This is a genomic window from Streptomyces sp. NPDC008150 (assembly GCF_042956945.1).
GTDB lineage: Bacteria > Actinomycetota > Actinomycetes > Streptomycetales > Streptomycetaceae > Streptomyces.
Genome location: NZ_JBIBHJ010000006.1, coordinates 178,194 through 187,607 on the forward strand (window position 1 = coordinate 178,194; position 9,414 = coordinate 187,607).

At 71.9% G+C, this 9,414-nt stretch carries 10 protein-coding genes; 6 read left to right on the plus strand and 4 right to left on the minus strand.

What is annotated here, in order from left to right; genetic code table 11:
• The first annotated feature begins 33 nt into the window (after positions 1 to 33).
• Positions 34 to 651 (plus strand): LysE family transporter, encoded by a 618-nt coding sequence (locus ACFZA0_RS17240; RefSeq protein WP_391016982.1) that lies wholly within the window; start codon positions 34 to 36, stop codon positions 649 to 651.
• A 456-nt stretch (positions 652 to 1,107) separates the two neighbouring features.
• Here the strand turns inward: ACFZA0_RS17240 and ACFZA0_RS17245 are convergent, their stop codons facing one another.
• Positions 1,108 to 1,680: a TetR family transcriptional regulator gene (locus ACFZA0_RS17245; RefSeq protein ID WP_391016984.1), complete on the minus strand. Its 573-nt coding sequence runs from the start codon at positions 1,678 to 1,680 to the stop codon at positions 1,108 to 1,110.
• 98 nt (positions 1,681 to 1,778) lie between these two features.
• Here ACFZA0_RS17245 and ACFZA0_RS17250 point away from each other — a divergent pair, with 98 nt between their 5' ends.
• Together ACFZA0_RS17250 and ACFZA0_RS17255 are read left to right on the plus strand one after the other, a co-directional pair.
• Positions 1,779 to 2,177, plus strand: a complete 399-nt coding sequence (locus ACFZA0_RS17250; protein ID WP_391016986.1) for a nuclear transport factor 2 family protein — start codon at positions 1,779 to 1,781, stop codon at positions 2,175 to 2,177.
• Positions 2,177 to 3,073: an NAD-dependent epimerase/dehydratase family protein gene (locus ACFZA0_RS17255; protein WP_391016989.1), complete on the plus strand. Its 897-nt coding sequence runs from the start codon at positions 2,177 to 2,179 to the stop codon at positions 3,071 to 3,073. Before ACFZA0_RS17250 ends, ACFZA0_RS17255 begins: the two co-directional genes overlap by 1 nt.
• Before the next feature lie 124 nt (positions 3,074 to 3,197).
• Here the strand turns inward: ACFZA0_RS17255 and ACFZA0_RS17260 are convergent, their stop codons facing one another.
• On the minus strand, positions 3,198 to 3,734 hold the full coding sequence (locus ACFZA0_RS17260; RefSeq protein WP_391016992.1) for a TetR family transcriptional regulator: 537 nt from the start codon (positions 3,732 to 3,734) through the stop codon (positions 3,198 to 3,200).
• A 73-nt stretch (positions 3,735 to 3,807) separates the two neighbouring features.
• On the opposite strand from ACFZA0_RS17260, the gene ACFZA0_RS17265 reads away from it, so the two are divergent.
• Together ACFZA0_RS17265 and ACFZA0_RS17270 are read left to right on the plus strand one after the other, a co-directional pair.
• The gene (locus ACFZA0_RS17265; RefSeq protein WP_391016995.1) at positions 3,808 to 4,854 is read left to right on the plus strand and encodes an aldo/keto reductase; all 1,047 of its coding nucleotides are present in this window, start codon (positions 3,808 to 3,810) and stop codon (positions 4,852 to 4,854) included.
• A gap of 445 nt (positions 4,855 to 5,299) precedes the next feature.
• Positions 5,300 to 5,494, plus strand: a complete 195-nt coding sequence (locus tag ACFZA0_RS17270; RefSeq protein ID WP_391016996.1) for a hypothetical protein — start codon at positions 5,300 to 5,302, stop codon at positions 5,492 to 5,494.
• A 340-nt stretch (positions 5,495 to 5,834) separates the two neighbouring features.
• On the opposite strand, the gene ACFZA0_RS17275 is transcribed toward ACFZA0_RS17270, so the two are convergent.
• Entirely contained in the window at positions 5,835 to 6,965 is a 1,131-nt protein-coding gene (locus tag ACFZA0_RS17275; RefSeq protein ID WP_391016999.1) for a fatty acid desaturase, read from the minus strand.
• A gap of 7 nt (positions 6,966 to 6,972) precedes the next feature.
• The gene (locus ACFZA0_RS17280; RefSeq protein ID WP_391017001.1) at positions 6,973 to 8,028 is read right to left on the minus strand and encodes an FAD-binding oxidoreductase; all 1,056 of its coding nucleotides are present in this window, start codon (positions 8,026 to 8,028) and stop codon (positions 6,973 to 6,975) included.
• A gap of 86 nt (positions 8,029 to 8,114) precedes the next feature.
• Here ACFZA0_RS17280 and ACFZA0_RS17285 point away from each other — a divergent pair, with 86 nt between their 5' ends.
• Positions 8,115 to 9,254: a helix-turn-helix domain-containing protein gene (locus tag ACFZA0_RS17285; RefSeq protein WP_391017004.1), complete on the plus strand. Its 1,140-nt coding sequence runs from the start codon at positions 8,115 to 8,117 to the stop codon at positions 9,252 to 9,254.
• Positions 9,255 to 9,414: the final 160 nt, after the last annotated feature.

The following is a 9,414-nucleotide window of genomic DNA, read 5'->3' on the forward strand; positions in this document are numbered from 1 at the left end:
GAGACGTGCGAAACATGTGAGAGGGAACGATCGATGAGTGTGGCGACGCTGGCGGCCTTCCTGGCTGTGGATCTGCTGCTGGTGTTCACTCCCGGCGCGGACTGGGCCTACGCGATATCCGCCGGACTGCGGGGACGCTCGGTCGTACCGGCCGTCACCGGCCTGATCGTCGGGCACGCGGCTTACGCGCTGGTGGCCGTCGCGGGTCTGGCGGTGGTGGTGGCGAGTTCTCCGGCAGCGCTCACCGTTCTGACCGTGGCGGGCGCCGGTTACCTGCTGTGGCTGGGCTGGTGCGTCCTGCGGCAGCCGGCCGTACCGGCGACGGCGGGAGAGAACACGGACGCCTCCCGCCTGCGCGTACTGCTCAGAGGGGCCGGGATCAGCGGCCTGAACCCCAAGGCGCTCCTGCTGTACTTCTCGCTGTTCCCGCAGTTCATCCACCCCGCCCAGGGCTGGCCCGTCGCCGCGCAGACCGGCCTGCTGAGCACGGTGCACCTGGCCGCGTGTGCCGTCGTCTACCTCGCCGTCGGCTTGCTGGCTCGTACGGTCCTGAGCACGCGGCCCTCGGCCGCCCGCGCGGTCACCCGCGTCAGCGGTGCCATGATGATCGCCATCGGCGCCCTCCTGCTGGTGGAACGCCTGGCCGGCTGAGACATCCACCGCCCTCCGTCCGACACGCGGATCCCCCTGGTGAGGTGGCCGAACGGCCCGACGGTGAACGGGGATACGGGAGCCGGGTGGGGTCGGCATCGGCCTCGGCCCTGCCCCGCCCGGAAGGGGAGGCAGGGACGGGATGAGGGCCGGGCTCGGGGTGGTCCCGAGGGTGCCCCTGAGATCGTGCTCGCGGCCTTTCACCGCTGTTGTCCAGGTGGCATCCTCGAATCGAGACCGGTCCTCGGTCGCCGCGTGCAGGTGGCTCGCGTCTTCGCGACGAGTGCCCGCGCCGCGCAGTCCCGGGCGCCGCGGCCTTGTCCGGCGGACGCGTCACGCGACGAAGTGGGCGCGGGGCGCCGTCGTCTCAGATCTGCGCCGCTCCGCAGAGGGCCGCCGGCCGACGCTGCCGGGCCCGGCAGCGAACGCGGGAGGCGGTCCTGCGCCCGGATGTCCTCATGCGGGGCCGGTGTCTCCGCCCGGCGGCCCCGCGTTCAGGAGGCGCCGCGTGAGCGTGGCCAGGTCCTCCGCGACGGCGGCCGCGTCTCTGCCCGAGTCCAGGAGTTCACCGACAACCTCGGTCCGCAGGGCCCCGAGGAGCATGTGGGCGGCGTAGTTCCCGACCGTCGCGGACGAGCCGGTCTCGACGATCAGCCGTGCGAGGACCTCGTGCACCCACACGTAGTGGGGTGCACGCAGCAGGCTCGCCCCGTCCAGCTCCCGGGCGGCGGTGAGCCGAGGGTTCTCCAGCTTGAACGCGAGCAACTGGCCGAGCACCGCCACGATCCGGTCGACCGGCGGCGCGTCCGGGCCGACAGGTGAACCCGGTCGGTCGAGCTCCGCCCGCCATGGGGCGATCCGCGCGGCGAACACCGCGTCGAGGAGGCCGTCCCGACTGCCGAATGCCCGGAACAGCGTCCCCTTCCCGACCCCCGCGGCCGCCGCGATGTCGTCCATCGAGACAGCGGTCGGCGTCGAGGCGTCGGCGAACAGGGCCTCGGCCGCCTCCAGCACGCGTTCCTTCGGCACAGGGGGGCGCCCGCGGCGAGGCATCTTTTCGGACTGCTGGTCCGAAACCGTGTTAGCCTTTTCTGGACTCACAGTCCGTAATCATAGGGGAGGGCCTCGTGGCCGACGAACCAGAATTCCCGGAATGGCTCGCGGAGGCGGCGATCGGTCTCGCTTCCGGCGACGCCGAGGCGTGGATGGAGATGTACGCCGACGACGCGGTGCACGAGTTCCCGTTCGCCGCCCCGGGTGCCGTCCGGCGCCTGGAGGGCAAGCCCGCCATCAGGGCATACATGTCCGCGATGGGCGGCAGTGTCCAGTTCGGCAGCCTCGACGACGTGACCGTCCGGGAGATGGGCGACGAAGTCCTCATCGAGGCCGAGGGGCACCACTTCGACGCCGTCACCGGGGACCCGTTCGACCTCCGGTACCTCTGGATCATCACGCGCCGGAGCGGTCGCGTCACACGGCTCCGCGACTACATGGGGCCCCGGCGGCCCGCCGAGAGCGGGAACTGATGCGCGTCTTCGTGACGGGCGGCACCGGCTTCATCGGCGCGGCCGTCGTCCGCGAGCTGCTGCGGAGCGGCCACTCGGTTCTCGGCCTCGCCCGCTCGGCGGAGTCCGCGGCGGCTCTGGCGGCGGCCGGGGCCGAACCGCACCGGGGCTCGCTGGAGGATGTCGACAGCCTCCGCGCCGGTGCGGAACGCTCCGAAGCGGTCGTCCACACCGCGTTCGACAACTCGGCGATCGTCCGGTTCCCCAAGAACAGCCGGGTGGAGCGCGCGGCGCTGCGGGCCGTCGGTGACGTTCTCTCCGGCGGCGCCAGACCCCTCGTGGCGGCCGGTGGGTTCGCGCCCGTCGTTCGGTCGGGACCGGTCTTCACCGAGCACGACCCGGCTTCCCCCACCGGTGGACCCGTCAACCGCAACGTCGAGCGCACGATCATGGAGCTCGCGGACGCCGGAGTGAACGCGTCCGTCGTTCGCCTGCCGTGCGTGCACGGGGACGGCGACCGGTTCACGATGCCGCGCCTGATCGACATCGCGCGGAAGCACGGCGAGGCCGGATACCTGGGTGACGGGGCCAACCGCCTCCCGGCGGTGCACAACACCGACGCGGCCCGGGTGTTCCGCCTGGCCGTCGAACGCGCCGTTCCCGCCTCGCGCTACCACGCCGTGGCGGAGGAGGGCGTGCCCTACCGGTGCATCGCGGAAGTCATCGGCCGCCGCCTCGGTGTCCCCGCCGTGAGCATGTCGCCGATGAAGGCCCGGAGGCACTTCGGGATCTACGCCGGCTACGCCGAGAGCGACGGCCCCGCGACCAGCTCGACGACCCGGGAACTGCTCGGCTGGAGTCCCGTGGGGCCAGGGCTGCTCGCCGACCTCGACCGGCCCGAGTACTTCGTCCGGTGACGGACGGCACGCGGGCCGGCCGCGACAGGGGCGCGGCTGGCCCGTGCCTTGCCGGACCCGTACTTGGTCGGCCCCGCGCCCGGCCGCCCCCGCGCCTGGTCGTGCCCGTGCCCGGCCGTCCGCGCTAGCCGTTGACGATCGACGTCAGTGCTTCCGCGAACGGGGCGGGATCCAGGTCGCCGCGGACGGCCAGCTGCTGGCTGTAGCTGAGGCAGACGGCCACGAACCCCTCGGCGATCGTCTCGGCGTGCTCCCTGCGGTGGTCGGGCACCAGTTCGGCGACCGCGGACCGCAGGGCTTCGAGCTGCTGTCCCACGACGGTCGCCAGCTTCGGCGACACCGCTGCTTCGGCGTAGATCTGGGCGACCAGGCGTGCATGGCCCGTCTCGCGTGCCCGGGTGCGCACGTATTCGAGGAAGCCCGTCACGGCCTCGGCCGTGAGTGACTTCGGCAGTGCCTGGCCGCCCTGCTCGCAGACGGCGACGACGATGTCGTCCTTGCTGGTGAAGTAGCGGTAGATGGCTCCGTTCGAGAGCCCCGACTCGGTGACGATGTCGGCCATCGACGTGCGCGCGAAGCCGTGACTGGCGAACCGGGCCCGTGCCGCGTCCACGATCTGCCGGCGGCGGGCGTCCAGGTGTTCCTGGCTGACCTTCGGCATAAAAAAGAATGACCCCTCGTTTTATTTGGTACGTTGGGCGAGCTTACCGCACCGCCACACACCAGGAGCTCCCATGCGTTACCGGACTTTCGGCCGGCTGACCGGACTGCGGGTGTCGGAGTACGCGCTCGGGACGGCGAACTTCGGCACCTCCGACGCCGGAGCGGGCCCCGAGGGTTCCCGGCAGATCTTCGAGGCCTTCGTCGCCGCCGGCGGCACCACCTTCGACACCTCCAACCTCTACCAGGACGGCGACGCCGAGACCGCGCTCGGCGGGCTGCTCGGCAGCAGGCGGGACGACTTCGTCGTCATCACCAAGTACGGGGGAACGCGGCAGCGGCATCCGCGCCCCGGTACCACCGGCAACAGCCGCAAGACCATGGTCCGCTCCCTGGAGGCGAGCCTGCGCAGACTCGACACGGACTACGTGGACGTCTTCATGCCGCATTTCCCCGACGGAACCACCCCCGTCGAGGAGATCCTGGCCGGGTTCGACGACCTGATCCGTTCCGGCAAGATCCTCCACGGCGCGCTCTCCAACTTCCCGGCCTGGCGGGTCGCCGGTGCCGCGGTCCTGGCGGACGTGCGCGGCCTGGCCCCGCTGATCGGCATCCAGACCGAGTACAGCCTGGCCGAACGCTCCGCGGAGCGGGAGTTGCTGCCGATGGCCCAGGCCCACGGTCTCGGCGCGTTCCTGTACTCCCCGCTGGCCGGAGGACTGCTGACCGGCAAGTACCGGCAGGGCGAGCAGGGCAGGCTGACCGCTCGCGGCGACGCCGTCGAGGGCACCGCCCGGCGCACCGCCGTCGTCGACGCCGTCCTGGCGATCGCCGACGAGGTCGGCGCGAGCGCGACCCAGGTCGCCCTCGCCTGGCTGCGCGGCCGGGCGGCACAGGCGCCCACCGCTCTCGTCCCGATCGTCGGCCCCCGCACCCTCGCGCACCTGGAGGAGTACCTGGCGTCCCTCCGCCTCGAACTCGACGACCACCACCACCGGCACCTGGACCGGATCAGCGCGGTCGGCATGGGGACACCGCACGAGGACGTCGCCGCCGCGCTGGAGCACGGCTTCGACGGGGACCGCGCACTGCTCGAACCCCTGGCCGTTCCGGTCGTCTGACCGTCGCGCGGCACTTCGGCGGGTGGGCGTCGTCCGTGGGGACCGGCACGCGGCGGCACCCGATCGGCCGTTCCGGCTCCGTGCGGGCGGTGACGCACGGGCCCCTCCGCCCGACGACAGGAACGCACGGGACCTGTGGAGATCGCGACCGTCGGGCCCACCCGCACGGCGCGCGCGCATCATTGCCGCGTGCGCCCCAACGCCGGTGCGGCGAGCGCACCTTGAACCATGCCGCCGCACCGTGGACGAGTGGTCGCCGACGGCCGAACCGGACGGCTCGCCGGACAGTCTCCCGCGGTGACGGTATCCTCGCGCCGCTGGCCGGAAGAGGGAGAAGAACGGGAACACTGCCGGTACGTTCGTCGTGACGGTGTCCGAGCGGCACCGGCAACCCTCGCCGAGCAGCGGAACGACCGCATGAACGACACAGGAGAGGACGGGCCGCATGACGACGCCCACGAAGCGCCGGTACAGCCTGACGTGGACCGATCCCGACGGCGCCACGCAGGTGGCGGCAGGGCACTTCGACAAGCGTGCCGCGGCCAAGCGGCGGCGGGCGCTGGAGATGTTCGGCTGCACGGGCGTCGAAGTGGTCGTGGTGGGCCCCGACGAACTCCAGGAGCCGGCGGCCACGCTGTAGCGCGCCGCGACCCGCACGATCCGGGCGTCCCCGCCATGTGACGGGCGTGGCGCGCCCGTGGGGGTCCGTGTTCGGCCCTGACGGGCGCTCCCGCCGGGGCGGGGCCGCCAGGCCCTCGGAAGGGCCAACCGGCGGAGCGGGCAGCCCTGTTGGGCCAACCGCGCCGCCGACGCGAGGTGCCGGCGGCGGGTCGGGGACGCGGCCGGCCGGTCCGACACCCCTGACCCGCCTCACGGACCGCTGTGTGCACCGGTGAACTCGCGCCGGTGGCAAGCGTGTTGGACGCAACGCCGGCGCGCGGTCCGCCGCACCGCCGGGTGGGGCGAACCGGGCCCGGCGATCAGACGGCGACGAGCTCCTGCTCGCGTTCCGGTTCGCGCACCTGCGTTACGATCCGGGGCTTCTTGTTCGGCAGCGAGAGCCGGAAGACCTTGTGCCAAGCGGAGAACACCTGCTTGGGCAGCGGCCCGGTCACGTAGTCCAGCTCGTACTTCTCGAACAGGGCGCGCACCTTCACCGCGACCTCGGCGTACCGGTTGCTCGGCAGGTCCGGGAACAGGTGGTGCTCGATCTGGTGCGACAGGTTGCCGGTCATGAAGTGCATGGCCTTGCTGCCGCTGATGTTCGCCGAGCCCATCATCTGGCGCAGGTACCACTCGCCGCGGGTCTCGCCCTTGATCGACCGGCGCTCGAAGACCTGCACGCCCTCGGGGAAGTGCCCGCACATGATCACCGAGTGGGACCAGACGTTGCGGACCAGGTTCGCGGTGAAGGTGGCGGCGAGGGTCGTGAAGAAGGACGGGCCCGACAGCAGCGGGTGGATCACGTAGTCCTTGAGCACCTGCTTGCGGATCTTGCGGCCCACGTCCTTGGCCCGCGCGCGGAACTCCGGATTCTTGCGGCGCCGCTTGCTCAGGTTCTTGCCCAGTTCGAGGTCGTACGCCGCGATGCCGTACTCGAAGAAGCAGGCGTTGAGGAAGTTCCACAGCGGCTGGCCGAGGTGGAACGGCTGCCACTTCTGGTCCTCGTCGACGCGCATGATGCCGTAGCCGAGGTCGTTGTCCTTGCCGATCACGTTGGTGTACGTGTGGTGCAGCTCGTTGTGCGAGTGCTTCCACTGGTCGGCCGGCGAGACGTGGTCCCAGTCCCACGTGGTGGAGTGGATCTTCGGGTCCCGCATCCAGTCCCACTGGCCGTGCAGGATGTTGTGGCCGATCTCCATGTTGTCCATGATCTTCGCCACGGACAGGCCGGCGGTGCCGATGAGCCACGCGGGCGGGAAGAACGAGAACAGCAGCACGCCCCGGCTGGCCAGTTCGAGCTTGCGCTGCGCGGAGATGACCTTGCGGATGTACGCGGCGTCCTTCTCTCCGCGGCTGGCGATCACCTCGTCGCGGATCGCGTCCAGCTCGCGGCCGAGCTCCTCGATCTGCTGAGCGGTCAGGTGGGCGGTGGGGTCGATGGCGGTCAAGGTGCTCCTAGCGTTCGATGGCGCAGGGGCCCGCCGCGGCGGACACGCAGGTCTGGATGAGGACGCCCGGCTCGGCCTCGGTGATCTCGCCGGTGCGCAGGTCGCGGACGGCGCCCGCCCGGAGGGGCGTGACGCAGCCGAAGCAGATGCCCATGCGGCACCCGGACGGCATGAGTACTCCTGCCCCCTCGCCGACGTCCAGCAACGGCGTGGCGCCGTCCGCGTCGACGGTCTTGCCGGTGGTGCTGAAGGTGACCTCTCCACCGTCGCCGGCGGCGACGATGCTGGGTCGGAAGCGTTCGGTGTGCAGGCGCTCCGGGACGCCGTGCTCGGCCCAGTGCTTCTCGGCGGCGTCGAGCATGCCCGCGGGCCCGCAGGCCCAGGTCTCGCGCTCGGTCCAGTCGGGCACGAGTTCGCCGAGACGGGCGATGTCGAGAATGCCGTCGGTGTCGGTGTGCAGCTCGGTCAGGCGCAGCTTCTTGTCCGTGACGAGGGCGTGCAGGTCGTCGCGGAAGATCACGTCCTGCGGCTTCGGCGCGGAGTGGACCATGGCGACGTCGTCGAACTCGCCGTCGCGCAGCATGCCCATCACGGGCGTGATGCCGCTTCCGGCCGTCAGGTAGAGCACCTTGGCGGGCCTGGCCCTCGGCAGTACGAAGTCACCGGTCGCCTGGTCGAGGTGGATCAGCGTGCCCGGCTTCGTCCTGCGGACCAGGTGGTTGCTGACCTTGCCGTCCGGGATCGCCTTCACGGTGATCGTGAGGCGGCCGTCCCGGCGGTGGCTCGGCGACGTGACCGAGTAGGCACGCCACAGGCGCACCCCGTCGACATCGATCCCGATCCGCACGTACTGACCGGCCGTGTGACCGCGCCAGCCCCGCCCCGGTCTGATCACGATGGTCGCGGCGTCGTTCGTCTCGGGATGCACGGCCTCGATGCGCCCGCGCAGCTCGGCACCCGCGCGCAGCGGGTTGAGCAGGTCGAGGTAGTCCGACGGCAACACCGGCGTCGTGACCATCTCCAGCAGTTTCCACGCCCCACTGCGCAGGGCTGCACTCCTCATGACTCCAGCTTGATGCGCCTCAAGGCGTAAAGTCCTGTCCGCAGGACGTAAACCTGGCCGGCAGAATTGTTCGCAGGGAACAAAACATGAGCCAAGCACTCCGAAAGGCCACCGAACTGGCCCTGGACGAGACGACGGTCACCGCATTGCGGGCCGCACTGAAGACCACCGCCGACGAGGTCGTACAGGCCATCATCGACGAGGTTCCTCCGTATGCCAACGCACTTTCGGGCAGCATGGGCGCCACCATCCGCCGATCCGTCCGTACCGCTCTGGGGCACTACCTCGACCTCGCGAGCGGGAACGCGGAAAGCGGTGACGCCGGTGACGCGGCCTACGAGCTGGGCCGGGGCGAGGTGCGCGACGGCCGTTCGATGGACGCCCTGCTCAGCGCCTACCGCGTGGGCGCCCGTGTGGCCTGGCGGTGCCTGGCGGCCGGTGCCGTACCCGCGGGGCTGCCCGCCGCCGAGGTCGCCAAGTTCGCCGAGCTGACCTTCGCCTACATCGACGAGCTCTCCGCGGCGAGCGCGGCGGGCCACGCCGACGCACTGGCCGCCCGGGGACGGGCTCACGAGCGGCTCCTGGAACAACTGGCCCGCGACCTCCTCTCCGGTGCGAACCCGGACGTCCTGCTGGCATCCGCCCGGCGGGCCGGGTGGCAGCCTCCGGTTTCGCTGACCGCGGTCCTGCTGCCCGCCGGCCAGGCCCGGCCCGCCTACCGCACGCTCAACCCGAGCACCCTCGTCCTCGACGATCTGCCGGAGTCCCTCGGCGTGCTGCTCGTCCCCGACGCCGACCGGTCGCATCTCCTGCGGCAGCTGGCCGAGCGCACAGCGGTGGTCGGACCGGCCCGGCCGTGGACCCGCGCGGTCGCCTCGTACGCGCGCGCCGTACGAGCCCGCTTCCTCTCCCCGGACATCCGCGACACCGAGGACCACCTGCCGGCGCTGGTGCTGAGCGCCGACATGGACGCGTTCGCGGACCTGTGCGCCCGAGCCCTCGCGCCGCTGCGGGCCCTGCCTGCCGCGACGGCACGGCGGCTGGAGGAGACGCTGCGGTCCTGGCTGCTGCACCAGGGCAGGCGGGACGAGGTGGCGGCGGCGCTGTTCGTCCACCCGCAGACGGTGCGCTACCGGATGTCGCAGCTGCGGGAACTGTTCCCTGACCTCGGCTCGCCGCATCGGGTCCTCGAACTGACCCTGGCGCTCGGTCTTCCGGCCGGCTGACGCGTCCGTCGGCCGGCCACGGGGCGTCCACGGGGCGTCCGGCGGAAGCCCTCCGGACCGGCCGCGGCCCGGTTCGCCGGGACCTCCCCGTGGGGGGGGGGGGGGGGCCCCCCCCCGGGGGGGCCCCCCCCCCCCCCGGGGGGGGGGGCCCCAGCCCCCC